This is a genomic window from Dactylosporangium sp. NPDC005555 (assembly GCF_040605635.1).
In the GTDB taxonomy this organism is placed as follows: domain Bacteria; phylum Actinomycetota; class Actinomycetes; order Mycobacteriales; family Micromonosporaceae; genus Dactylosporangium.
In genome coordinates, this window is record NZ_JBEXDG010000037.1 from 42,014 (window position 1) to 65,645 (window position 23,632).

Here is a 23,632-nt window from a genome sequence, read left to right on the forward strand (position 1 = left end):
TGGATCACCCGCAGGGCGGTTTGCCTGCGTCGGGTGAATTACGTAACGTTGGTGTTGTGAAAAACGTGGAGGTGGCGCAGAGCTCTGCCGTCGCCGACGCGTGCCCGCCGCTCGATGTGCGCACCCGTGACCGGGTCACGGAGCTGCTGCTGCAGCAGGGGTCGGCGACGGCGACCGAGCTGGGGCTCGCCCTCGGGCTGAGCGCGGCAGGGATCCGCCGGCACCTCGACGCCATGCTGGCCGAGGGCCTGGTCGAGAGCCGGGAGCGGCCCGACCGCGGCCGGCGCGGCAGGGGACGGCCGGCGAAGGTCTTCACACTGACCGCGGCGGCCCGCGAGACGCTGCCGCACACCTATGACGACCTGGCCACGTCCGCGCTGCGGTGGATCGCCGAGCACGACGGCGAGTCCGCGGTGGCCGCGTTCGCGATGGCGCAGGTCGCCGGCCTGGAGGAGCGCTGCAAGGCGGCCATGGCCGAGGCCGGCGACGACCCCCTGGCCAGGGCCGAGGCGCTCGCCCAGGCACTGACCGCCGAGGGGTATGCGGCCGGCGCGACGACCATCGCCACCGGCGGCCAGCTGTGCCAGCACCACTGCCCGGTGGCGCACGTCGCCGCCGAGTTCTCCCAGTTGTGCGAGGCCGAGACCCAGGTCATCTCCCGCCTGGTCGGCACGCACGTCCAGCGTCTCGCGACCATCGCCAACGGCGATGGCATCTGCACCACCCACATTCCGGCGCCGATCTCCGGCGCCCGTCCCGATAGGCAAAGGAACGTGAGATGACCACTGCCGATCAGCTTGCCGGCCTCGGCCGGTACGAGTACGGCTGGGCCGACTCGGACAGCGCGGGTGCCGTGGCACGCCGCGGCCTCAACGAGGACGTCGTGCGCGACATCTCGGGGAAGAAGAGCGAGCCGCAGTGGATGCTCGACCTGCGCCTGAAGGGCCTGCGTCTGTTCGACCGCAAGCCGATGCCGGCCTGGGGCGCGGACCTGTCGCACATCGACTTCGACAACATCAAGTATTTCGTCCGCTCGACCGAGAAGCAGGCGGCGAGCTGGGAAGACCTTCCCGACGACATCAAGGCGACCTATGACCGCCTCGGCATCCCCGAGGCGGAGAAGCAGCGCCTCGTCGCCGGCGTCGCCGCGCAGTACGAGTCGGAGGTCGTCTACCACAAGATCCGTGAGGATCTCGAGGAGCAGGGCGTCATCTTCCTCGACACGGACACCGCGCTGCGCGAGCACGAGGACGTGTTCAAGGAGTATTTCGGCACCGTGATCCCGGTCGGCGACAACAAGTTCGCCGCGCTCAACACCTCGGTGTGGTCCGGCGGCAGCTTCATCTACGTGCCCAAGGGCGTGAAGGTGGAGATCCCGCTGCAGGCCTACTTCCGGATCAACACCGAGAACATGGGCCAGTTCGAGCGGACGCTGATCATCGTCGACGAGGACGCCTACGTCCACTACGTCGAGGGCTGCACCGCGCCGATCTACTCCTCCGACTCGCTGCACTCCGCGGTCGTGGAGATCGTCGTGAAGAAGGGCGCCCGCTGCCGCTACACCACGATCCAGAACTGGTCGACCAACGTCTACAACCTGGTCACCAAGCGCGCCGTGTGCCACGAGGGCGCGACCATGGAGTGGATCGACGGCAACCTCGGCTCCAAGGTCACCATGAAGTACCCGGCGGTCTACATGCTGGGCGAGCACGCCAAGGGTGAGGTCCTGTCGGTCGCGATGGCCGGCGAGGGCCAGCACCAGGACGCGGGCGCCAAGATGGTGCACGCCGCGCCGCACACCTCGTCGACCATCGTGTCGAAGTCGATCGCCCGTGGCGGCGGCCGCACCTCCTACCGCGGCCTGGTCCAGATCCTGGAGGGCTCGCACCACTCCCGCTCGACGGTGAAGTGCGACGCGCTGCTCGTCGACACGATCTCCCGCTCCGACACGTATCCGTACGTGGACATCCGCGAGGACGACGTGTCGATGGGGCACGAGGCGACGGTCTCGAAGATCAGCGACGACCAGCTGTTCTACCTGATGTCCCGCGGCCTCACCGAGGACGAGGCGATGGCGATGATCGTGCGCGGCTTCATCGAGCCGATCGCCAAGGAACTTCCCATGGAGTATGCGTTGGAGCTCAACCGGCTCATCGAGCTGCAGATGGAGGGCGCTGTCGGATGAGCGCTCCTGTTCTGGTCCCACCGAAGACCCGTGCGCAGCAGGTCCGTTCGTTCGACGTCGCCGACTTCCCCGCCCTCACCGGGCGCGAGGAGGAGTGGCGCTTCACTCCGCTCAAGCGGCTGCGCGGCCTGCAGACGGCACTCGCGACGGACGGTGGCACCGCCCCGAAGGTCGAGGTCGGTGAGCTGCCCGAGGGCGTCGCCGTCGCGACCGTCGACCGCAGCGACGCGCGGGTCGGCTCGGCGCTGACCCCGTTCGACCGGATCAGCGCCCTTGCCGCCGGCTCGGCGACCGAGGCGCTTCTGGTGTCCGTCGCGGCGGACGCCGTGCCGGAGACCGCCGCCGTGGTGCGGCTCGTCGGCTCGAGCACGGAGGTCGCGTTCGGCCACACCGTCGTCGAGGTCGGCCGGCTCGCCGAGGCGACCGTCGTGCTGGAGCAGGTCGGCACGGTCACCCTCGCCGACAACGTCGAGGTGATCGTCGGCGACGCGGCCCGGCTCACGCTGGTCACCGTCACCGACTGGGACGCCGACGCCGTCCAGGCGCAGCACCTCCGCTTCCGGCTCGGCCGCGACGCCGCGGTCACGCACATCCAGGTGACCCTCGGCGGCGACGTCGTGCGGCAGTACACCAGCGTCGACTACACCGGTCGCGGCGGCGAGATCGACGCGTTCGGCCTCTACTTCGCCGACGCCGGCCAGCACATCGAGCACCGGCTGCTGATCGACCACTCGGTGCCGGACTGCCGCAGCTTCGTCTCCTACCGGGGGGCGCTGCAGGGCCAGGACTCGCACACGGTGTGGGTAGGCGACGTGCTCATCCGGGCCGAGGCGACCGGCACCAGCACATATGAGATCAACCGCAATCTGGTGCTGACCGACGGGGCGCGCGCCGACTCGGTGCCTAACCTGGAGATCGAGACCGGCGAGGTCGTCGGCGCCGGCCACGCCAGCACCACCGGCCGCTTCGACGACGAGCAACTGTTCTACCTGATGTCCCGGGGCATCCCGGACGACCAGGCCCGCAAGCTCGTGGTCCGCGGCTTCTTCGCCGAGCTGCTGCACAAGATCCCGGTCGAGTCGCTGCGCGACCGCCTCGGCGAGGCCATCGACGCGCGGCTCGAGGCGGCCGGCACATGATCAAGGTTTGCGCGGTCGCCGACGTGGCGAAGGGGACGGTGCGGCAGGTCGAGGTCGAAGGGACCGAGATCGCGCTCGTCCACGCCGACGACGACAACTTCTACGCCGTCTACGACGAGTGCTCGCACGCCGCGGTCCCGCTGTCGGAGGGCGAGGTCGAGGGCTGCACCCTGGAGTGCTGGCTGCACGGCTCGCGCTTCGACCTGCGCACCGGCGCGCCGACCGGCCTGCCGGCGACCGAACCGGTCCCGGTCTACCCCGTCGAGATCCGCGACGGCGACGTGTACATCGACTTGAATCCCAGTAACGGAGTGACGAAGTGAGCACGCTGGAGATCAGCAACCTGCAGGTGTCGGTGAAGCTGCCCGACGGCGAGCTGAAGCCGATCCTCGCCGGGGTCGATCTGACCGTCCGTGCGGGGGAGACCCACGCCATCATGGGCCCCAACGGCTCCGGCAAGTCCACCCTGGCGTATGCGATCGCCGGCCACCCGCGCTACGAGGTCACCGGTGGCTCGATGACCCTCGACGGGCAGGACGTGCTCGCGATGACCGTCGACGAGCGGGCCCGCGCCGGGCTGTTCCTGGCCATGCAGCACCCGGTCGAGGTGCCCGGCGTCTCCGTCGCCAACTTCCTGCGCACCGCGAAGACCGCGATCGACGGCGAGGCGCCCAAGCTGCGCACCTGGGCCGGCGAGCTGCGCGGCGCCATGGAGAAGCTGCACATGGACCCGGCGTTCGCCCAGCGCAACGTCAACGAGGGCTTCTCCGGCGGCGAGAAGAAGCGCCACGAGATCATGCAGCTGGAGCTGCTCAAGCCGAAGATCGCGGTGCTCGACGAGACCGACTCGGGCCTCGACATCGACGCGCTGCGCGTGGTCAGTGAGGGCGTCGGCCGGGTCCGTGAGAACGGTGACACCGGTCTGCTGCTGATCACCCACTGGACCCGGATCCTGAAGTACATCAAGCCCGACCAGGTCCACGTCTTCGTCGGTGGCCGCATCGTCGAAGAGGGCGGGCCGGAACTCGCCGAGCAGCTCGAGGCCGAAGGCTACGAGCGCTACCTGGCGGGTGCGGAACCCGTGACCCACGCATAGGGGAATCATGAACGCGCTGGATGTCGACGCCGTACGGAAGGACTTCCCGATCCTCGATCGGGAGGTCAACGGCAAGCCTCTCGTCTACCTCGACTCCGGGAACACGTCGCAGAAGCCTCGCCAGGTGATCGACGCGGTCCGGGAGCACTATGAGCTGCACAACGCCAACGTCGCCCGGTCCGTGCACACGCTCGGCACCGAGGCGACCGAGGCGTTCGAGGGCGCCCGCGAGAAGGTCGCCGCGTTCGTCGGCGCCGGCACCGCCGCCGAGATCGTCTTCACGAAGAACTCGACCGAGGCGATCAACCTCGTCGCGCACGCCTTCACGGCGGTTTCCGATGACCCTCGCCTGCGGATCGGGCCCGGCGACGAGATCGTCATCACCGAGATGGAGCACCACTCCAACATCGTGCCGTGGCAGCTGCTCGCGCAGCGCACCGGCGCGACGCTGCGCTGGTTCGGCCTCACCGACGACGGCAGGCTCGACCTGTCGCGGCTCGACGAGCTGATCAACGAGCGGACCAAGCTCGTCTCGGTGGTGCACTACTCCAACATCCTCGGCACGATCAACCCCGTCGACGTCCTCGTCGCCCGGGCCCGGCAGGTCGGCGCGCTGGTGCTGCTGGACGGCTCCCAGTCGGTGCCGCACATCCCGGTCGACGTGACCGCGCTCGGCGCCGACTTCGTCGCGTTCACCGGCCACAAGATGCTCGGCCCGACCGGCATCGGCGGGCTCTGGGGCCGCTTCGAGCTGCTCGACGCCATGCCCCCGTTCCTCGGCGGCGGCTCGATGATCGAGACGGTCGCGATGACCGGCTCGACGTTCATGCCCCCGCCCGCCCGCTTCGAGGCCGGCACCCCGCCGATCGCCGAGGCGGTCGGTCTCGGTGCGGCCGTCGACTACCTGAGCACCGTCGGCATGGACGCGATCCAGGAGTACGAGAAGCACCTCACCGCCTACGCCCTCGACGCCCTCGCGGCGACGCCGGACGTGCGGGTCATCGGCCCGACCGACACCGCCGACCGGGGCGCGACGATCTCCTTCACCGTCGACGGGATCCACCCGCACGACGTCGGGCAGATCCTCGACGACGAGGGTGTGCAGGTCCGCGTCGGGCATCACTGCGCGCGGCCGACCTGTGTCCGCTTCGGCGTGCCGGCGACCACGCGGGCGTCGTTCTACCTGTACACGACGACCGGCGAGATCGACGGGCTCGTCCGGGGGCTCGAGCGGGTGCGGAAGGTCTTCGCATGAAGCTCGACCAGCTCTACCAGGAGATCATCCTGGACCACTACAAGCGGCCGCACGGCCGTGGGCTGCGCGAGCCGTTCGACGCGGAGGCCCACCACGTCAACCCGACCTGCGGTGACGAGGTGACCCTCCGCGTCTCGATCAAGGACGGCACCGTCGCCGACGTCTCCTACGAGGGCATGGGCTGCTCGATCAGCCAGGCCTCCGCGAGCGTGCTGCACGAGCTGCTCAAGGGCGGCACCGTCGAGGAGTCGCTGCGCCGGCACGAGGCGTTCGCCGAGCTGATGGGCGGCCGGGGCCAGGTCGAGCCGGACGAGGCGGTGCTGGAGGACGCGGTGGCGTTCGCGGGCGTCGCGAAATACCCTGCTCGCGTCAAGTGCGCGCTGCTGCCGTGGATGGCTTACAAGGACGCGCTCAGCCGGGCCGTCCCGAACGAGGAGAACGCATGACCGCGGTGCTCGCCGACATCGAAGAGGCGATGAAGGACGTCGTCGACCCCGAGCTGGGGATCAACGTCGTGGACCTTGGCCTCGTGTACGGCATCCACGTCGACGAGGAGAACGTCGCGACCCTCGACATGACACTGACGTCCGCGGCGTGCCCGCTGACCGACGTCATCGAGGACCAGACCCGCCAGGCGCTGTGCACCGGACCGGGCGGCGGCCTGGTCAACGACATCCGGATCAACTGGGTGTGGCTGCCGCCGTGGGGGCCGGACAAGATCAGTGACGAGGGCCGCGACCAGCTGCGGGCCCTCGGCTTCAACGTTTAGCTGGGCCGGGGCCGGCACCGTTGGCAGATGTAGTCGGAGATTCCTTCGACGGCGTGGAGCCGCTGCTCGACGGTGCCGGCCTGGTCCTGCTCGGCGACCCTGAAGCGGAACGACGCGGCGACCGAGTCCGCCCTGGTCGCCGCGACGAGCTTCGGCGCGTCGCTGAACTTCACCTTGAAGTCCTCCCAGGCCGCCTCCCTGCTCACGTGGGCCAGGCAGTAGACCTCGGGGGAGTCGCGCAGCGCCTGCTCCAGCCGCTCCTCCTGCTCGGCGGTGATGTCGACCTTGAGGAAGACCGACACGTCGACGCCGGGCCGGTCGCATTCCCCGCCGGCCACCTGCTGCGCCGGGTCGTCGCCCGGGGCCAGCCGCCACGCGACGGCGCCGCCGGCCAGGGCGAGCGCGAGGGCCGCCGTCCCCGCGAGGAGCTTGCGGCGCCGTTTGCGGGCCGCGCCGGAGCGGACCGCGGCCACCCCTTCGGGCCTGATGGTGTCGTGGGCGAGCTCGTACTCCGCGCGGAGCGCGTCCTGCAGGTCTCGTGTCATCGGCGTGCCTCTCGGAAGTCGTCCAGGGTTCCCGCGAGGGTCTGCCGGGCCCGGTACAGCCAGGTGCGCACCGTGCCCTCCTTGATCCGGCACAGTTCGGCGATCTCCGCCACCGGCAGCCCCACCAGGTAGTGCAGGACCACGGCCCGGCGTTGACCGTCGGGCAGCGCGGCGAGCGCGTCGCGGATCGCCACGCCGTGCTCGCTGTGCACCTCAGGGCCTTGCACCACCTCCGTCCTGGTGGAGCGCTGGTGGCGCAGCGCGACCCGCAGCCGGCGCAGCCGCGACGTGGCAAGGTTCCACGCCACCCGGCGGATCCAGGTGGCGGGCTCCTCGTAGCGGCTGATCCGGTCCCAGCGCTGCCAGGCGCGCGTGAACGCCTCCTGGGTCAGGTCCCGGGCCTCGTCCAGGTCGCCGAGGTACACGCTCAGCTGCGCGGCGATCTGCCGGAACTGCAGCGCGTAACACTCGGCGAAGCCATCGGCATCCCTCATGCACACATCACGCGCGGGCCCGCTCGAAGGTCACACGACAAGGATGACGGCGAGGACGGTGATCACCGCGCTGGAGGTCAGCGCCGTCCACAGCCTGCCGCGCGGGCCGGTGAGGACCTTGCCGAGCAGGGTGCCGCCGCCGGCGATCAGCAGCTGCCAGCTCGCCGACGCCACGAACGCCGCCGCGACCCAGACCGCCTCGCCGGCCGCGGACAGCCCGTCGTCGGCGCGCCGTCCGAGCACGAGCGCGCCGAAGTAGACGATCGTCGCCGGGTTGAGCAGGGTGAGGCCGAGCAGCGCGAAGTAGGCCCCGGTGGGGCGGGCCATCCGTCCGTCGGCGGCCTTCGCGTCGGCGGGGTCACCGCGGCGCCGCAACGCGTCGGTGGCGGTCTTGACGGCGAGGGCCACCAGTACACCGGCGGCGATCCAACGCAGGGGAGCGGAAACCGGCGCGATGAGCCCCGCGAGGGCCGCGCCGCCGAGGACCGCGACGACCGCGTAGATCCCGTCGGCGGTGGCGACGCCCAGCGCGGCGGCGGCACCGGTCCGCCAGCCGGTGCGGGCGGCGAGGCCGGCGATCAGGGCGCCGATCGCGCCGACCGGGACCGCGACCCCGTAGCCGGCGAGCATCCCCTCCAGGACGACCTCGCCGATGCCGGGGCTCACGACTGCTGCTTGCGGCTCGCTTCTGTCGGGAGGCCGGTCTGTCGCGCCGTCCGCTCGCCGGATCCGGCGGGGACTGGCATCAGGTGTCGGCTCATGGCGTGCATCATGCCGACGGGGGCTCGTCGCCGCGACCGATATTCTTCAGCGCCTCCCGCTTGGACAGTCCGGACAGGTCCGGATGTGTCGTGACGAAGTCGCGCACCGCTTCCGGATCGGTCTTCGCGTATTCGCGCAGAGCCCAGCCGATGGCCTTGCGGATGAAGAAATCCTGCTCGTGCTTCCATCGGCTGCTGTACGAGAAGAGCCTGGCGGGGTCGGTCGCGGCGCGGTACCGCAGCTGGTGCAGGATCGCGGTCCGTGCCACCCACAGGTCGGGGTCCTCGATCCAGGCGTCCATCGGGGTCTGGTCCTCGCGGACGACCGGGCCCACGACGTTGGCGGCGAGGGCGTCGACGGTGTCCCACCACGGCTTGGTCGTGATGAGGGTGCGCAGCACCGGCAACGGGTCTTCGAGGCGTTTCGCGTGCCTGGTCAGCAGGTCGCAGGCGAAGTACTGGAACTCCCGCTCGGGCCTGGCCCAGCACTCCTGGGCCAGGCGGAGCGGATCGGCGGCGTCGCGGAACGGTTTGTCGAGCTTTCGCCGTACCGGCGACGCAATGCCGAAGAAGTCGAACTGGTCGCGCATGTAGGCGCGCATCGCCGCGGCCTTACCGGGATCCTGGTGGTCCCGGTAGACCGCGGCGAGGTCCTCGATCAGCCGCACGCTTACAGGTTGTTGGTGGCGAAGGTGTCGCACGTCTTCGGGTCGCCCTTGCTGAAGCCCTGCGAGAACCACTTCTTGCGCTGCGCGGACGTGCCGTGGGTGAAGCCGTCGGGGTTGACGCCGCCGCCGGACTTCTTCTGGATCGTGTCGTCGCCGATCGCCTCGGCCGCCTCGATCGCCTCGTCGATGTCCTTCTGCGTGATCGACTTGAAGAGGACGGCGTCGCCCTCCTTGTCCTTGGTCTCCGTGGCGTGGGAGGCCCAGGTGCCGGCGTAGCAGTCGGCCTGCAGCTCCAGACGCACCGAACCCGAGGTGGGGCCGGTGTCGCCCTGCTGGACCTTGGCGTTGGTGCCGAGCAGGTTCTGGATGTGGTGGCCGTACTCGTGCGCGATGACGTACGGCGCGGCGAACTCGCCCTTGGCGCCGAAGCGGCTGGACAGCTCGTTGTAGAACGTGAGGTCGATGTAGACCTGGCTGTCCGCCGGGCAGTAGAACGGGCCGACGCCGGAGTCCGCCTGGCCGCAGCCGGTGTTGACGGCGCCGTTGAAGTAGTTCGTCTTGGCCTGCTGGTACTGCTTGCCGAACGCCGTGGGCAGCTCGGTCTTCCAGTACGCCTGGACGGAGTTGATGTAGAGCAGGTTGCGGCAGTCGACGTCGTTGAAGCGGTCCTTGTTGGACTTGTCGCAGCGCTTGTCGATGTCGGAGTTGTCGGCCTGCTGGTCGCCGCCACCACCACCGCCGCCGAGCATGCCGCTGCCGAAGAGGCCACCGCCGCCGCAGACGACCAGGGCAAGGACGATCAGCGTGATGATGAGGCCCATCTTGCCGCCCCCGCCGCCGGGGATCGGGATCGGGATGCCGCCGAGGCCACCACCGCCACCGCCGCCACCACTGGTCGACCCGCGCCGGTCGTTGACCTGGCTGCTGTCGAGATCGGCATCGTCGTTGAACTCCATGGCACACCTCTTTTTACGGGGGGACCTTCGCGGGGGATCGACCGGTGTCTGCTCCGAGCGGTACCCGATGATCTTGTGACGTAATCGTGTGGCGGCTTCGGCCGGTGCGCACGGTAGGATATGCCGGTGACTTTTGCGCCTCGCACCCAGAGGGAGTGACCCCCGGTCCAGCACCAGGAGTCTGTCCATCTTTCCCTTGAATATTGCGAGAGCGAGTCCTTCCTGTGATCACGACCACGGGTCTTGAGCTGCGCGCGGGTGCGCGCATCCTCCTCAGCGACATCAGCCTGCGCATCCAGCCCGGCGACCGCATCGGTCTCGTCGGCCGCAACGGCGCGGGCAAGACCACCACCCTCAAGGTCCTCGCGGGCGAGGGCACCCCGCACGCGGGCGCTGTCGACCGCCGCGGCCCCGTCGGCTATCTGCCACAGGACCCGCGCACCGGCGACCTGGAGGTGACCGCCCGCGACCGGGTCCTGTCCGCGCGCGGGCTGGACACCATCTATGCCGAGATGAAGGCCCTCGAGGAGCGGCTCGGCGACGATGAGCGGCTGATCCGGCGGTATGGGCAGCTCGAGGACCAGTTCGCCGGCCTGGGCGGCTACGCGGCCGAGGCCGAGGCCGCCCGCATCTGCGCCAACCTGGGCCTGCCCGACCGGGTCCTCGCGCAGACCATCGGCACCCTGTCCGGCGGTCAGCGGCGCCGCATCGAGCTGGCCCGCATCCTGTTCCGCGACGCGGCGGCGACCGGCGGCGGCATCCTGCTGCTCGACGAGCCGACCAACCACCTCGACGCCGACTCCATCGCCTGGCTGCGCAACTTCCTGTCCAGCCACAAGGGCGGCCTGGTCGTGATCTCCCACGACGTGGAGATGCTCGACGCGATCGTCAACAAGGTGTGGTATCTCGACGCCAACCGCGCCACGATCGACTTCTACAACCTGAACTGGAAGCTGTACCAGCAGCAGCGCGAGACCGACGAGAAGCGCCGCAAGCGGGAGCGCGCCAACGCGGAGAAGAAGGCCGGTGCGCTCTTCGCCCAGGCCGACAAGATGCGGGCCAAGGCCACCAAGACCATCGCCGCGCAGAACATGGCCCGCCGCGCCGAGCGGATGCTGGGCGACCTCGAAGAGGTCCGCGTCTCCGACAAGGTCGCGAAGGTCCGCTTCCCCAACCCGAAGCCGTGCGGCAAGACCCCGCTGACCGCTTCCGGGCTCTCCAAGACGTACGGGTCGCTCGAGATCTTCATGGACGTCGACGTGGCCGTCGACCGCGGCTCCCGGGTCGCGATCCTGGGGCTCAACGGCGCCGGCAAGACCACGCTGCTGCGGATGCTCGCCGGTGAGCTGGAGCCCGACACCGGTGCGGTGCACGCCGGGCACGGCCTGCAGCGCGGCTACTACGCCCAGGAGCACGAGCAGCTCGACGTCGACCGGACGATCCTGGAGCTGATGCGCTCCGCCGCCCCGGACCAGAACGACACCGAGCTGCGCAAGATCCTCGGCGCGTTCCTGTTCACCGGCGACGACGTCGACAAGCCCGCCGGGGTCCTCTCCGGCGGCGAGAAGACCCGGCTCGCTCTGGCGACCCTGGTCTGCTCCGGCGCCAACGTGCTGCTGCTCGACGAGCCGACCAACAACCTCGACCCGATCAGCCGCGAGCAGGTCCTGGACGCGATCGCGCGCTACCCCGGGGCGATCGTGCTGGTCACGCACGACCCCGGCGCGGTGACCGCGCTCAAGCCGGACCGCGCGATCCTCCTGCCGGACGGCGTGGAGGACGCGTGGAGCGACGACCTTCTCGAGCTGGTCGAGCTCGCCTGATCACCAGGGTGTGATCAGCAGCGCTTCGATGACGACGGCCAGCGCCGCCCCTACCGCCGTGAGCAGCAGCGGGGTCGGGGGCGGCTCGCCGCCCGGTTTCTCGGGCGCGACGGCGGCGACCGTGAGCCAGGGGAAGAACGGCAGCCAGGCGTGCTCGACACCGCCCCGGGCCAGGCCCGCCGCGATCGAGAACACCACGGCCGCCCCCGCGCCCACCAGGAACGGCCAGGCGGCCGTGTTGCGCAGTTTGCGGGCGCTGGCGACGATCGCCGGGCCGGTCGCCAGGAGCAGCACGACGACGCTGATCGCGCTCCACCACAGCACCGACCGGTAGGGCGCGACCCGGCTCGCGTAGTCGGTCTCCGCGGCGACCAGGCCGTCGGCCCATCCGAAGCCGAGCAGCTGCGCCCCGAGCACGGGCGCGAGCGCGCCGACGCCCGTCACGACGTTGAGGAACGCCCGCCGCCTGGCGAAGTAGATGAACACGATCGACAGGCCCAGCCACGGCGCGGAGTACGAGAACAGGGCGGCGATGCCGATGAGCAGGCCGGCCGCCAGCGCCCATGCCGCCCTTTTCCGGACCTCGGTGCGACTTGCCCGCAGGCCGGCCACGATCGCGGCCGCGCCGAGGGTCGCCACCAGGCCGTCGAGGCTCACGGCCACCCAGATCGCGTACGGGGCGAGGACGAGCACCGGCAGGTACCGCCGTGCGGCCGCCTCGCCGACCGAGTCGCGTACCGCCGACAACACCAACGGAATCGTCAGCGCCGATAGAGCGGTGATCAGGAATCCGAGGACGACGTGGTTGTCGACACCGATTTGGTCGGCCAGCCACAAAAACAGGACAGGGCCCGGCGGATGCCCCCGGGAGGCGACCGAGTGGGTCGCCGCGTCGGCCGTGAAATGTCTGAGGTATGCGAGGGGATCGGCACCGACCCGCCTAACGTCGCCCAGATATTCCTCCGGTGAACCCAGAGCTTTCGTAAGACCCGACCAGCCATCGACAAGCGCCAAAGCGATAGCCCACGTCAGGCCGGCGGTGTACCCGAATAGCTGAATTTTTCGCCAGGATCGCGGCCTCCGGGGCTCGTGTGACGCAGACCACAGTACTGCCGCGGCCACCAGTGGCGCCAGCACGCTGCCCGGTCCGACCCTGATCTTGTACCTGCCGAGGAAGGGGGCGCTCGCGGTGCCGAGACGCGCGTCGAGCTGCACCGCGAGCGCGGCGATCGCGAGCCCGAGCAGGGCGAGGACAACCCAACGGAGCGCATCGCGACGCTCACGATGCGCAGTCCACGGCCGGTCGGTGGGGGGTTCGCTCATCACGGCGCATCACGGTATCGGGTAGGCGACAATGCTGTGCGTGTCGGTTGGCGTGCCGTCGATATCTAGCGCATGATCGTTCGAGGCGGTCTAATAGGTGGGACCGCACCAACCGCTCTGTCTGGGACGTGAGGGATCAGCATGGCAGCCACCGCCACCACCAGCACCGAGAAGGGTCGCCGGATCGTCGGCGCCGAAAGGCAGACACTGGCGAAGGACCTCGTGAAGCGGTACACCAACGGTGAGAGTATCCGCGCGCTCGCCGCTTCCACCGGTCGTTCCTATGGATTCGTGCACCGGGTGCTGACCGAATCTGGCGTTCAGCTTCGTCAGCGTGGCGGTGCCCGGCGCCGCAAGAAGGCGTGAACGCCGCTCCCACGTCGGGAGAAGTGCGTTTCGACGTCGAAGGGCCGGTCGCGACGGTGACGTTGGACCGGCCCGAGGTCCTCAATGCGCAGACCCCCGCGTTGTGGGCCGACCTCCGGACGTTCGGCCGGTCACTGCCGGGCGACGTGCGGGTGGTCGTCGTGCGCGGCTCAGGGCGGGCCTTCTCAGCCGGGCTCGACACCTCGGTCGCCGCGTCGATCCTCGGCGGCGTCTCCGAAGCGCAGATCGCGCAATACCAGGAGGCGTTCGCCTGGCTGCGACAGCCGTCACTCATCTCGATCGCGGCGGTCCACGGCCACGCCATCGGTGCCGGCTTCCAGCTCGCCCTCGCCTGCGACTTCCGGGTCGCGGCCGAGGACGTCAAGTTCTGCATGGCCGAGGTCTCGCTCGGGCTCGTCCCGGACCTCGGCGGCACGAAGCGGCTCGTCGAGCTGGTCGGTTACGCGCGGGCCCTGGAGCTGTGCGTCACCGGCCGGCGCGTCCTCGCCTCGGAGGCGTCGCAGATCGGCCTCGCCAACGTGGTGGTGCCGGCCGCGACGCTGTCCGACGCGGTGTCGGACCTGACGGCCGCGGTGCTCGCCGGCTCCAGGGACGCGGTCGTGGAGATCAAGGCCCTGATCGCGGCGGCCGGTGGACACACCTTCGCCGAGCAGGAGGCCGTCGAGCGGGCCGCGCAGGTGCGCCGGATCCAGGATCTGGCGGGCCTGGGCGAATAATTTGTCGTACCCCCCGGGCATGCTTGGGCTTCAGGTTTCCGACCGGGGGGTTCTTCGATGACGCCGAGCGGCATGGCGGGCTGGGAAACGCTGCGCTCCCTGCGCAAGGCCGACGAGCTGGCCGGCAAACGCCTGGCCCGCGGCACGGGCAAGCGGATCCTCGCCTTCGCCCGGCCCTATCGCGGTGACATCAGCGTCTTCCTGGTCACCGTCGTGCTCGGCGCGGCCATCGGCGTCGCCACGCCATATTTCGCCGGCGACGTCATCAACAAGATCAATGCCGGCGGCCCCGACGCCGGCACGGCCGTCGTGCGGGTCGCGCTGCTCATCGGCGCGCTCGCCGTCGTCGACGCGCTGCTGTCGCTGGTCCAGCGGTGGTATTCCGCCCGCATCGGCGAGGGCATCATCCTGTCGCTGCGCACCCAGGTCTACGGTCACGTGCAGCACATGCCGCTGCAGTTCTTCACCCGCACGCAGACCGGCGCGCTGGTCAGCCGACTCAACAACGACGTCCAGGGCGCCCAGCGGGCGTTCACCTCGACCCTGTCCGGCGTCGTCAGCAACGTCATCCAGCTCGTCCTCACCGCCGCCGTGATGCTCACCCTGTCCTGGCAGGTGACCCTGCTGTCGCTGGCCATGCTGCCGGTCTTCATCCTCCCGGCCCGCCGCGTCGGCCGGCGGCTCGCCGCGATCACCCGCGAGGGGTATCAGCTCGACGCCACCATGAATGCCACGATGACCGAGCGCTTCGGCGTCGCCGGCGCCCTGCTCGTCAAGCTGTTCGGCCGCCCGGAGACCGAGGCGGCCCGCTTCGCCGACCGGGCCGGCCGGGTCCGCGACATCGGCATCCAGTCCGCGATGTACAGCCGCGTGTTCTTCGTCAGCATGCTGCTCGTCGCGTCCCTCGCCCAGGCGCTGACCTACGGGCTCGGCGGCTGGTTCGCCGTCCACGGCCGCATCACCGCCGGCACTGTCGTGACCCTCGCGCTGCTGCTCACCCGGCTCTATGGTCCGCTGACCGCGCTGTCCAACGTCCGGGTCGACGTGATGAGCGCCCTCGTCTCCTTCGAGCGCGTCTTCGAGGTCCTCGACCTCGCCCCCGGCATCGCCGAGCGCCCCGACGCCCGCCCCCTGCCACCCGGCGCCGCGAAGGTCGAGTTCCGCGACGTCCGCTTCCGCTATCCGAGCGCCGCCGAGGTCTCCCTCGCGTCCCTGGAGGACGTCACGTCGCTGGACCGCACCGTCACCGACGAGGTCCTCAAGGGCATCTCGTTCACCGTCGAGCCGGGCCGGATGGTCGCCCTCGTCGGCCCCTCGGGCGCCGGCAAGTCCACCACCGCCATGCTCGTCCCGCGCGTCTACGACACCACCGGCGGCACCGTCCTCGTCGGCGACGTCGACGTCCGCGACGCCACCCTGCAGTCCCTGCGCGACACCATCGGCGTCGTCACCCAGGACTCCCACCTCTTCCACGAGACCATCGCCGAAAACCTGCGCTACGCGAAGCCCGGCGCCACCGACGCCGAGCTCTGGACCGCCCTGCGCCGCGCCCAGGTCGCCCCCCTCGTCGAGTCCCTCCCCGACGGCCTCGAGACCGTCGTCGGCGAGCGTGGCTACCGCTTCTCCGGCGGCGAGAAGCAACGCATCGCCATCGCCCGCCTCCTGCTCCGCGCCCCCTCCATCGTCATCCTCGACGAGGCCACCGCCCACCTCGACTCCGAGTCCGAAGCCGCCGTCCAGCGCGCCCTCGCCGAGGCCCTCGTCGGCCGCACCGCCCTCGTCATCGCCCACCGCCTCTCCACCATCCGCGCCGCCGACCAGATCCTCGTCCTCGATGCCGGCCGCCTCGTCGAGCAAGGCACCCACGACACCCTGATCACGTCCGGCGGGCTGTATGCGGAGCTGTACAGGACCCAGTTCGCCCTCGCCGACACCCCACCCCCCGATCCCGTGCCGACCCCGATCCCGTAACCCCGCCGACCCGCCACCGACCCGCCGGGGACTCGGTCTCCGCACCGAATACCCTGTGAATACCCTGTGACGGATCGCGTGCTCCGCCCTGGCCCGTCATGGCTGACGCCGTCCCCCTCGGCCGTGTGCTGCTGCTTGCCGCCCACCTAGGGCTCCGTCAGGCGTGCCGCGGCCCTTTGCCGCTGCCCTGTTCCGGCGTGGCCGGTCTGTGCCCGTCGTTGGTTTCGCCGGGCCGACCGTGTGGTTCGTGTGCTTCCCCCACGACCTGGCTCCGCCTCCGGTCGGCTGCTGGCTCGCCTTGTTGCTGGTCGCGGGCTTGCCCCGACCGTAGTCCCCGTCGTGGCTGACGCCGTTGCCGGCCGCGTGGTCTTCCTTTGCCCGCCTTCGGTTCGGGCGGTGTGCCGTGGCCTTTGCCGCTGCCCCGCTCGGCGCGGTCGGTCTGCGCCTGCCGTCGGCTCGGTCACGTCCGCCTCGGCGGTGTACGAGTGGCACCACGACGGCCGTGCGGCCCGTCGGTCTCGAGGTCGTCGTCGCCCTGCGTCTCTGGTGGGCGATCAGTGAGGACAGGGGCTCCGGTCTGGCCGCGCCTGCTGGAGTCGTGGGTGGTGGTGCGCTGGACGACGGGTGCCTCGGCGGCGATGCGGGGACGGCGGGGACGCCAGTTCGGGCGCGGTGGTCACGGTCGCCGCGCCGCCCGGCGGCGGGTGGGCCGCACGCGAACCCTCTCAGCCGGGCGAACGTGCGCTTGCGTGGTCTGCAATGGTTCGGTGGGGTTCTGGATGATCCGGAATACTTTGTGCTGCTATAGCGACACAAAGTCTTCCGGATCATGGGAAATGGGTCAGTGTCGATGACTGGACCGGGGAGTACCACGGTTCGGACGGTGATCTTCGGGCCGGCTGGTTCGACCGCATGACGAATCCGGGGCGTCGTGTGGCGGTGGGGACGGCGCCGCTCGTACACCACCGACGTGGACACGACCGCCCGGCGGCTTCGCGCGACCCGTGCTCAAGCCCCGGCCGCCGTGGACGCTGCCCTGCCCGCCGCGTGTTCGGCCTCGACGCCACCGGCTCGACGTCGATGCGGTTCGTGTCCGGTACGCCCGCATTGTCGCGGTCCTCGCCGGGCGGTTCCGCGAGGTCGCCGACCCATGTCGCCACCCGTGCGAAGTTCCGTTTTCTCCGTGTTCCGGGCGGGCCGTGGTCATCTGGCGCCTCGGCGTCGGGCTCGCTCGAGCCAGGCGTGCTGTCAACACCGCCGAAGAGCCGGCCCGGGGCCGACCTCTACCCGGGCGCATCGCGGAGCCGGACCCGGGACGGCCAAGCCGTTGGGGGGCTCCGTGGCCGGGGAGCGGGAAGTAGTGCGGGTGCGGCGTGTCCGGACGTTCGGCGCGATTGGCCGACAAAAGCACCGCGCCGCCCATCCGGACAACTGCGCGACAACCACCGCCCGGCCCCGCCGTACGTCGACATTGGTCAATGCGCGCTCAAGGGTGGCAAGCGGACGGAATGGTATTTGGAAATGTGTTGTACGTCACTGCTTTGTGGAACGGGAAAGGTCAGGCGAGCACCGGCCAGGCGTGCTGTGCGGCGCTTGCCTGCAGGGCGGGGGTCTGCGGGTAGTTCTGGCTCGGCAGCTGCGCCCTGATGGCCCTGAGCCAGTCCCGGTACGTGGCGCCGGTCGGCAGGTCGGCGAGGGCGGCCAGCGCCACATACGTGAACGCGCCGTTGGGGCGGCCCGCGAACGTGGCGTCGTACGAGTACTCGGTGTCCCGGCACGCGGCCAGCAGCAGCGCGGCCGAGCGGGGCCGCGCCCCACGGAAACGAGCTCCGCCGCCGAGCGACCCGGCGGGCAGGAACGACGACGGCGCCAGGAAGCGGCTCGAGCAGCGGCTGTCGCCCAGCGGGCGGCTCAGCCGGGTCAGGGTCCCGGAGTGGCACGAGTCGGAGATGAGCACGGTGCGGACGCCCGGCGCGGCGGTGGCGAACAGCGTGAAGAGCTCGTCGTCGAGCAGCGGCCCGTTGGCGGCGATGTCGTGCGGGCAGATCGCCTCGTCGCGGTGGTCGGGTTCGTCGCCGTCGAGGTCGGGGACCCAGGTGCCGTGCCCCGAGTACGTGATGACCACCGCGTCGCCGGCCGAGGCGCGGCCGAGCAGGTCGGTGATGCCGGTGCGGATCGCAAGACCCGAGGCGGCGCTGTCGAGCAGCGTGCGGACCTCGAAACCGCGGGCGGCGAGCGCCGCCGTCCAGTCCGCGGCGTCGTTGCGGCAGCCGTAGAGGTCGTTCGAGACGCCCGGGTAGTCGTTGATGCCGACGCAGAGCGCGAGTTTCATGATGTACCCCCGTGAATCGATGAAGCCTTCTGTAGTGAAGGCGTCACGGAGCGCTGGAAAGGTTCAGCCGGCGCCGAAGCAGACGAACGGCGTCGCCTCCGGCAGGTCGGCCAGGGCGCGGGCCGGGGACACCCCGAGCGCCACGGCGCGGTGGTAGTGCGCCATGACCGCGGGGCCCAGCTCGTCGGGGATGCGGGCGACGCTGGCCACGACGTTGGCGGTCCCGGCGTGCAGCAGCGCCGCGGTGAAGCCGGCGAGCTCGTCGCCGGCGCGGACGACCGCCCGGCCGACGTCGCACGCGGACAGGACGACCTGGCCGGGAGCGGTGCCGAGGCGCTGCAGCTCGTACGCCAGCAGCGGCCCGTCGCCGAGCTCCAGCCTGGAGAACAGGACGTTCTGCGTGTCGTGGTGGCCGTGCGCGGCGACGTGGACGACCGGCGCGCCGTCCATCCCGGCCAGGACGGTGGTGGCGGTGGCGGCGGCGCCGCGCAGGACCCGGCCGCCGGGGTAGAGGGCGGCGATCGCGTCGATCTCGGCGTCGGCGTGCACGAGATCGGGGCCGGCCACGAGGAGCGGCGCGCCCGTCGCGGCAGACCCCGTGGAGCACGCCGCGCGGGCGGCGAGCCACACCGAGGCGGACGGCGCCACCGTCACGGGCCGGCCCCGCAGGCTGGGCAGGAGCCCCCACGGCAGCACGGCGAGCTGTCTCGTCGGCACGAGGACGACGTCGCGGGTGCCGAGCGCTGCCAGTACCGGAGCGATCAAAGCACGATCGAGGGTGGCGGCCTGCCGGTCGGCGCTGGCCCGCACCACCGCCGCGAGTTTCGGTGGCAGGCGCCGGTCGGCGGCGGTGTCGAGGTCGCTGAGGAGCCGGCGGACGGCCTCGGCCACCGGGGCGTACGCGCCGAGCTCCACCGACGTGATCACCCCACCGGCGAGGACGAGCGCGTGCAGCCGGTCGCGGCGGATGAGGTAGCTGACCATGCAACGGCCGGCGCGGGCGAGCTCGGCGGTCACCTCGGCGTCGGTGGCGGCGCCGTGGCCCTCCTCGGTGTCGCCGGCCCACCAGCCCTGCCGGCGGATGGTCTGCTCGAGCTCGCCGCACCGGGCCCGCAGCAGCGGCTCGGCCCGGCCTTCGAGCTCGGCGAGCCGGACCGCCCGCCGCAGCTGCCGCAGCTCCGCGAGCGCCTCCGCGATCTGCGGGTCCTGCGGCGGCAGGACGGACCGGATCCGGAACGACTGCGCCCGGGAGCGTTCCGACCAGTTGAAGACGAGGCTCGGCGGCCCGAGCGACCAGGAGATGTCCAGCCCGCACGCGCCGAGGTCCGCACCCAGCGACGCCACGCTGCTCTGCAGCTCGAGACTCCCGAACCGCCGCCGGTGCTCCTGCAACGTCGCGAGTCCTTTGCGCAGCTCGTCGAGCGCGGCCCGGAGCCGCCCGTCGGCCCGATGCAGCTCGGCGCGGGTGAGCCGGTGCAGCAGCCGCAGATCGAGCGGGACGTCGGCACGCGGCGGCCGTCGCGCCGGAGCCCGCTGCTCGCCCGACGGGCTGTCACCGGCCGCGACCCTGGCCCGCACCGCGAGCAGCTCGGCACTGCCCGCATCGTGCCGCAACCCGAGGTCCCGCAACGCCCCCGCCAGCCGCGCCGCGCGCCGCTCGACGCCCAGCAGCCTCCGACGTTGTTCCTTTCGCGGCGGGTGTACCACCAAAGCCCGCCCCCCGCCCCCGGCCGCGCCACCGCCGCCGCCATCGGCCGGTCCGCCCCGACCGGCCCCGCCCCCGACACGAGCGATCGCACCGCCATCAAGGCGGCCGGGCGCGGCGGGGTCGTCGCGTGCGGCGGTGGGGCGGGCGGCATCGGTGTGGGCGGCCACGGCCGGCCCACGGGAAGCGGTGGGTCCGACATGAGCGGTCGCGGCGGCGGCGCGGTCGTCGCGGACGGTGGTGGGGTCGACGCGGGTGGCGGTGGCCAGGTCGACGCGGACCTGGAGCAGCGCGGCGAGGGCGGCCCAGGCTCGGTTGCGCCGGCGGGTGAAGCGGGCCCTGGCGCGGGCGCTCCACAGGGCCGCGGCCGTCAGGTCGCCGCTGCCGAGGGCGGCCTGGGCGCGGGCGAGCTCGGCCTCGCCGAGGTCCTGGCTGAGGCGGTGGCGTTTGAGCAGCTCGATGGCCTGGTCGAGCTCCTCGGCGGCGGTGGTGTCGAGGCCGGCGCCGAGCAGGGCGCGGCTCCGGTCGAGCATCGAGATGGCGAGGAACCCGTCGGCGCCGAGGCGGCGCAGGGAGTCGGCGGCCGTGTCGAACGTCTGCAGTGCCGTGGGTACGTCGCCGCCGGCGAGGGCGCAGTAGCCGAGGTTGTGCTCGACCTTCGCGGCGAGCAGGTCGAGGCCGTGGGTGCCGGCCAGGTCCCGGCACAGGCGCAGGTCGGCACGGGCGAGCCGGACCCGCCCGGCGGTGAGGTGCACGACGCCGCGGTTGAGCAGGGTGCGGGCGAGGACGGCCGGCTCGCCGTGCTCCTGCAGGACGGGCACGGCGGCGTCGAGCAGCTTCAGGGCGGCGTCGATCTCGCCGACGCGGAGCAGGAGCAGGCCGCGCTGCTGCAGGACGGTGCCGACGTCGGTCAGGTCGGCGAGGGTCTCGGCCCGGTCGAGAAGCTCGATTCCGAGCTCGGTGCGGCCCTGCTCGGCCTCGGCGTGCGCGAGCGTCAGCAGGAGCCGGGCGGCGAGGCCGGGCGTGGACGGCTCGGCGCCCGGCCAGCCGAGCAGCCGCAGCGCGTCGGTGGCGTGCCGCGCCGCGGTCGCGGGGTGCCCGGCGGCCCCGGCCCGCACCGCGGAGCGATGCAGGCGCACCACCCGCGCCGCCAGCCGCGCCGGATCGGTCGCGGACACGCGTGCGGCCCGCGCGGGTTCGCGCGGGGCGACCGGAATGGGTGGTTTCTCGGCTATACGACGAACGATGGCGTCACCACCGTCCGGGCGCCATCGGCTTCTTGGTCGGTCGTGGGATGGACGCGGATCTGCACCTCGCCGCGGGTGACGCGCTGGGCGGCGAAGCGGCCGCCCTCGTCGGTGTCCATCGTCTGCGGGCCGTCGACGGTGCGCAGCTCGATGCGGCAGGGCGAGGGCGGGGCGAGCCAGCCGTCGAGGCGGACGGTGCCGTTGGTGCCGGCGGTCCACTCGACCATGATCGTGAGGCTGGCGGACTCGAACGTGGCGCGGGTCGTCTCCTCGTCGCCGCGGACTCCGGCCAGGGCACCGGCGGGAGGCTCCGGGACGTACCGGCAGATCTCGATGCCGAAGCCGGTGACGCTGAGGGAGAAGAGCAGGTCGGCCGGGACGGGGTCGACCCGGCCGGCGACGCGGCGCAGGTCGGCCAGCAGCGCGTCGTCGGCACGGTCCTGAGCGGCGCCGTCAGGGACGTCGCCGGGGAGGTCCTGAGCTGAGGAGTCCATCGCCGGCCTATCCCGGAAATCCGTCGAGGGCCCGGAGCGCCCGTTGCGTGGTGGACTTCGCGTCGATCCGGTCGAGGCGCAGCTGCGGGTCGTCGGCGGCGTTGGCGAGCAGCAGCGCGGCGACCTCGGCGGCGCCGAGCCCGGCGGCGAACGAGCTGCCGCTCCACGAGGCGAAGCCGCGGGTGTAGTCGTCGGCGTCGAGGGTCTCGCGGCGGGCCGGGCGGCCTCCCGCGTTGCCCGCCGGGGTGGCGTAGGCGGCGCCCCGGCTGCCCTGGATCTTCGGGTGCGTGCTGACCAGCGCCGAACCGGGTGCCCAGTAGCGGACCCAGGGCCCGTCGTTGCTGAACATGGCCTTCGCGTCGTTGGGCTGGAAGGCGCCGACGCTCATCACCGGCAGGTCCCCGTCGCAGGTCAGAGCGGCGGGGTAGAACTCGCGGGACGTCGCGTGGTTCCCGGCGGCGGCGACCACGACCACCCCGGCGGCCAGGAGCCGGTCCACGTGTTCCTGGATGCGGATGGTGTACGAACTGTCGGCCGCGCTCTCCAGGTAGTACCCCAGTGAGAGGCAGACGACGTCGACCAGCTGGCCGCCGTTGCCCGCCTGTGCCGCTTCGACCTGGTCCGCGAGCCGGTCCAGGGCGATGAGCAGGTCGCTCTCGTAGACGACGCCGTCGCTGTGCATGACCCGGATCTGCAGGACGGTCGCGTCGGGGGCGACCTGGCGGACGAGCCCGCCGATGAACGTGCCGTGCCCGGTGTGGGTGCCGAGCTCGCCGGCGACGGAGCCGGTCCGGATCTGCCGCTCCCATGCGTCGCGGAGCCGCTGCAGCGGGTGACCGGCGGCGATGAGCTGCTCCTGCGCGGCCAGGATCATGGCCTGCAGCTCGGTGTCGACGGCGGTGAACCCGTCCTCGGGCAGCGCCGACCCGGCCGCGGGGACGTCGAGCCACTCGTGCGGGGCGATGCCGGTGTCGAGGATCGCGACGACGGGCCGCCGGTCGCCGAGCTCGGCGGTGGTGCGCCGGCGGGGCGGCGCGAGGACCAGGTCGACCGGCCGGCGGCCGGCCTCCCCGGCGAAGCGCCAGGCGCTGCCCTCGGTCATCGGGGACCCCTCCGTCATCGGGGAGCCCTCGGTCATGGGCGACCCCTCCGTCATCGGCGACCCCTCCGTCATCGGCGACCCCTCCGTCATCGGCGAGCCTTCGGTCATGGGGGAGCCTTCGGTCATCGGTACGCCGCCGATGGACGCGCCGAAGAGCAGGTGGTCCAGGGACAGATGGCCCCCGTGGCCACTGGCCCGGAGCGCCTTCAGGGCGGCCCATGCGTCGACGGCCTCGGGGTCGGCCCCTTGCGCCGCGACGAGCTGGACGGCCCGCACCCGCCGGCGCACGGCCCGCTCCCGGACCGGCCCGTCGGGCCCGCGCCCGCCCGGGTCGTGGCCGCCGGGACCGGCCGGGCCGGGGGGCGAGGCGGCGAGGCGCATGCCGGTCCCGGCGAGGGTCCGGTTGCAGCGCTCCAGACTGTCCGAGAGGGCGTCCGGTGGCTCGTCGGGTGGTGACGTCGACAGCAGGACGCCGGCGCGGTAGACGGTCGGCGCGGAGGCGCCGTCCCCGGGCTCCAGGACCCGGGCGCCGTGCCGGCGCAGGACCGCGGTGGAGGGCAGCCAGGGCGTCGACGGTGGGGTGCCGTTGTCGTCGCCGAGGTCGGCAGGCGCGTCCCCCGTCATCCGCCGGCAGCGTAACTGCATGGTGGCTCTCCATCCCCGT

General features: G+C 71.7%; 21 protein-coding genes and 1 pseudogene. 12 read left to right on the forward strand and 10 right to left on the reverse strand.

The annotated features are described in order from the left end of the window. Positions 1-65: 65 nt before the first annotated feature. The 8 genes and pseudogenes from ABZS58_RS33110 to ABZS58_RS33145 all read left to right on the forward strand — a co-directional run. Positions 66-782: an ArsR family transcriptional regulator gene (locus tag ABZS58_RS33110; RefSeq protein ID WP_354787226.1), complete on the forward strand. Its 717-nt coding sequence runs from the start codon at positions 66-68 to the stop codon at positions 780-782. After that, entirely contained in the window at positions 779-2,185 is a 1,407-nt protein-coding gene (gene sufB, locus ABZS58_RS33115) for a Fe-S cluster assembly protein SufB (RefSeq protein WP_354787177.1), read from the forward strand. The genes ABZS58_RS33110 and sufB overlap by 4 nt, the downstream gene beginning before the upstream one ends. After that, positions 2,182-3,324: a Fe-S cluster assembly protein SufD gene (sufD, locus tag ABZS58_RS33120; protein ID WP_354787178.1), complete on the forward strand. Its 1,143-nt coding sequence runs from the start codon at positions 2,182-2,184 to the stop codon at positions 3,322-3,324. Before sufB ends, sufD begins: the two co-directional genes overlap by 4 nt. Next, the gene (locus ABZS58_RS33125; protein WP_354787179.1) at positions 3,321-3,647 is read left to right on the forward strand and encodes a non-heme iron oxygenase ferredoxin subunit; all 327 of its coding nucleotides are present in this window, start codon (positions 3,321-3,323) and stop codon (positions 3,645-3,647) included. The genes sufD and ABZS58_RS33125 overlap by 4 nt, the downstream gene beginning before the upstream one ends. Beyond that, positions 3,644-4,420, forward strand: a complete 777-nt coding sequence (gene sufC / locus ABZS58_RS33130) for a Fe-S cluster assembly ATPase SufC (protein WP_354787180.1) — start codon at positions 3,644-3,646, stop codon at positions 4,418-4,420. Before ABZS58_RS33125 ends, sufC begins: the two co-directional genes overlap by 4 nt. Positions 4,421-4,427: 7 nt before the next feature. Further along, complete coding sequence (locus ABZS58_RS33135) at positions 4,428-5,675, forward strand: cysteine desulfurase (protein WP_354787181.1); 1,248 nt, start codon at positions 4,428-4,430, stop codon at positions 5,673-5,675. After that, on the forward strand, positions 5,672-6,121 hold the full coding sequence (gene sufU, locus ABZS58_RS33140; protein ID WP_354787182.1) for a Fe-S cluster assembly sulfur transfer protein SufU: 450 nt from the start codon (positions 5,672-5,674) through the stop codon (positions 6,119-6,121). Before ABZS58_RS33135 ends, sufU begins: the two co-directional genes overlap by 4 nt. Positions 6,122-6,129: 8 nt before the next feature. Further along, positions 6,130-6,444: pseudogene (locus ABZS58_RS33145) on the forward strand (metal-sulfur cluster assembly factor); the annotation flags it as partial. On the opposite strand, the gene ABZS58_RS33150 reads toward ABZS58_RS33145, so the two are convergent. From ABZS58_RS33150 to ABZS58_RS33170, 5 genes are all read right to left on the reverse strand, one after another. Continuing rightward, positions 6,441-6,989: a permease-like cell division protein FtsX gene (locus ABZS58_RS33150; RefSeq protein ID WP_354787183.1), complete on the reverse strand. Its 549-nt coding sequence runs from the start codon at positions 6,987-6,989 to the stop codon at positions 6,441-6,443. The pseudogene ABZS58_RS33145 and the gene ABZS58_RS33150 sit on opposite strands and share 4 nt — an antisense overlap. Further along, positions 6,986-7,483 (reverse strand): sigma-70 family RNA polymerase sigma factor, encoded by a 498-nt coding sequence (locus ABZS58_RS33155; RefSeq protein WP_354787184.1) that lies wholly within the window; start codon positions 7,481-7,483, stop codon positions 6,986-6,988. Before ABZS58_RS33155 ends, ABZS58_RS33150 begins: the two co-directional genes overlap by 4 nt. A 30-nt stretch (positions 7,484-7,513) precedes the next feature. Beyond that, complete coding sequence (locus ABZS58_RS33160) at positions 7,514-8,113, reverse strand: LysE family transporter (RefSeq protein ID WP_354787227.1); 600 nt, start codon at positions 8,111-8,113, stop codon at positions 7,514-7,516. Positions 8,114-8,252: 139 nt separating this feature from the next. After that, on the reverse strand, positions 8,253-8,912 hold the full coding sequence (locus ABZS58_RS33165) for a DNA alkylation repair protein (protein ID WP_354787185.1): 660 nt from the start codon (positions 8,910-8,912) through the stop codon (positions 8,253-8,255). A gap of 2 nt (positions 8,913-8,914) precedes the next feature. Further along, the gene (locus ABZS58_RS33170; protein ID WP_354787186.1) at positions 8,915-9,868 is read right to left on the reverse strand and encodes a neutral zinc metallopeptidase; all 954 of its coding nucleotides are present in this window, start codon (positions 9,866-9,868) and stop codon (positions 8,915-8,917) included. Between the two features lie 224 nt (positions 9,869-10,092). Here ABZS58_RS33170 and ABZS58_RS33175 point away from each other — a divergent pair, with 224 nt between their 5' ends. Beyond that, positions 10,093-11,691 (forward strand): ABC-F family ATP-binding cassette domain-containing protein, encoded by a 1,599-nt coding sequence (locus tag ABZS58_RS33175; protein WP_354787187.1) that lies wholly within the window; start codon positions 10,093-10,095, stop codon positions 11,689-11,691. On the opposite strand, the gene ABZS58_RS33180 is transcribed toward ABZS58_RS33175, so the two are convergent. Then, a complete protein-coding gene (locus ABZS58_RS33180; RefSeq protein ID WP_354787188.1) occupies positions 11,692-12,441 on the reverse strand; it encodes a hypothetical protein in 750 nt (249 codons plus the stop codon). 714 nt (positions 12,442-13,155) lie between these two features. On the opposite strand from ABZS58_RS33180, the gene ABZS58_RS33185 reads away from it, so the two are divergent. From ABZS58_RS33185 to ABZS58_RS33195, 3 genes are read left to right on the forward strand one after another with little or no spacing between them, the layout of a single operon-like run. Further along, positions 13,156-13,380, forward strand: coding sequence for a helix-turn-helix domain-containing protein (locus ABZS58_RS33185; protein ID WP_033359767.1), 225 nt, complete (start codon positions 13,156-13,158; stop codon positions 13,378-13,380). Then, entirely contained in the window at positions 13,377-14,117 is a 741-nt protein-coding gene (locus ABZS58_RS33190; RefSeq protein WP_354787189.1) for an enoyl-CoA hydratase/isomerase family protein, read from the forward strand. Before ABZS58_RS33185 ends, ABZS58_RS33190 begins: the two co-directional genes overlap by 4 nt. Positions 14,118-14,174: 57 nt before the next feature. Next, positions 14,175-16,088, forward strand: a complete 1,914-nt coding sequence (locus tag ABZS58_RS33195) for an ABC transporter ATP-binding protein (protein WP_354787190.1) — start codon at positions 14,175-14,177, stop codon at positions 16,086-16,088. A gap of 1,558 nt (positions 16,089-17,646) precedes the next feature. Here ABZS58_RS33195 and ABZS58_RS33200 read toward each other — a convergent pair. From ABZS58_RS33200 to ABZS58_RS33215, 4 genes are all read right to left on the reverse strand, one after another. Next, complete coding sequence (locus ABZS58_RS33200) at positions 17,647-18,420, reverse strand: caspase family protein (protein WP_354787191.1); 774 nt, start codon at positions 18,418-18,420, stop codon at positions 17,647-17,649. A 63-nt stretch (positions 18,421-18,483) separates the two neighbouring features. Continuing rightward, positions 18,484-21,303: a CHAT domain-containing protein gene (locus ABZS58_RS33205; protein WP_354787192.1), complete on the reverse strand. Its 2,820-nt coding sequence runs from the start codon at positions 21,301-21,303 to the stop codon at positions 18,484-18,486. Between the two features lie 53 nt (positions 21,304-21,356). Continuing rightward, positions 21,357-21,866, reverse strand: a complete 510-nt coding sequence (locus tag ABZS58_RS33210; RefSeq protein ID WP_354787193.1) for a hypothetical protein — start codon at positions 21,864-21,866, stop codon at positions 21,357-21,359. A gap of 7 nt (positions 21,867-21,873) precedes the next feature. Beyond that, positions 21,874-23,592, reverse strand: coding sequence for a S8 family serine peptidase (locus tag ABZS58_RS33215; RefSeq protein ID WP_354787194.1), 1,719 nt, complete (start codon positions 23,590-23,592; stop codon positions 21,874-21,876). Positions 23,593-23,632: the final 40 nt, after the last annotated feature.

Coding starts and splice junctions, on each gene's coding strand:
- ABZS58_RS33125 (WP_354787179.1), top strand. CDS start 3,321: ATGATCAAGGTTTGCGCGGTCGCCGACGTGGCGAAGGGGACGGTGCGG.
- ABZS58_RS33155 (WP_354787184.1), bottom strand. CDS start 7,483: ATGAGGGATGCCGATGGCTTCGCCGAGTGTTACGCGCTGCAGTTCCGG.
- ABZS58_RS33170 (WP_354787186.1), bottom strand. CDS start 9,868: ATGGAGTTCAACGACGATGCCGATCTCGACAGCAGCCAGGTCAACGAC.
- sufU (WP_354787182.1), top strand. CDS start 5,672: ATGAAGCTCGACCAGCTCTACCAGGAGATCATCCTGGACCACTACAAG.
- ABZS58_RS33200 (WP_354787191.1), bottom strand. CDS start 18,420: ATGAAACTCGCGCTCTGCGTCGGCATCAACGACTACCCGGGCGTCTCG.
- sufB (WP_354787177.1), top strand. CDS start 779: ATGACCACTGCCGATCAGCTTGCCGGCCTCGGCCGGTACGAGTACGGC.
- ABZS58_RS33215 (WP_354787194.1), bottom strand. CDS start 23,592: ATGACGGGGGACGCGCCTGCCGACCTCGGCGACGACAACGGCACCCCA.
- ABZS58_RS33195 (WP_354787190.1), top strand. CDS start 14,175: ATGACGCCGAGCGGCATGGCGGGCTGGGAAACGCTGCGCTCCCTGCGC.
- ABZS58_RS33135 (WP_354787181.1), top strand. CDS start 4,428: ATGAACGCGCTGGATGTCGACGCCGTACGGAAGGACTTCCCGATCCTC.
- ABZS58_RS33150 (WP_354787183.1), bottom strand. CDS start 6,989: ATGACACGAGACCTGCAGGACGCGCTCCGCGCGGAGTACGAGCTCGCC.
- ABZS58_RS33210 (WP_354787193.1), bottom strand. CDS start 21,866: ATGGACTCCTCAGCTCAGGACCTCCCCGGCGACGTCCCTGACGGCGCC.
- ABZS58_RS33160 (WP_354787227.1), bottom strand. CDS start 8,113: ATGCTCGCCGGCTACGGGGTCGCGGTCCCGGTCGGCGCGATCGGCGCC.
- sufD (WP_354787178.1), top strand. CDS start 2,182: ATGAGCGCTCCTGTTCTGGTCCCACCGAAGACCCGTGCGCAGCAGGTC.
- ABZS58_RS33185 (WP_033359767.1), top strand. CDS start 13,156: ATGGCAGCCACCGCCACCACCAGCACCGAGAAGGGTCGCCGGATCGTC.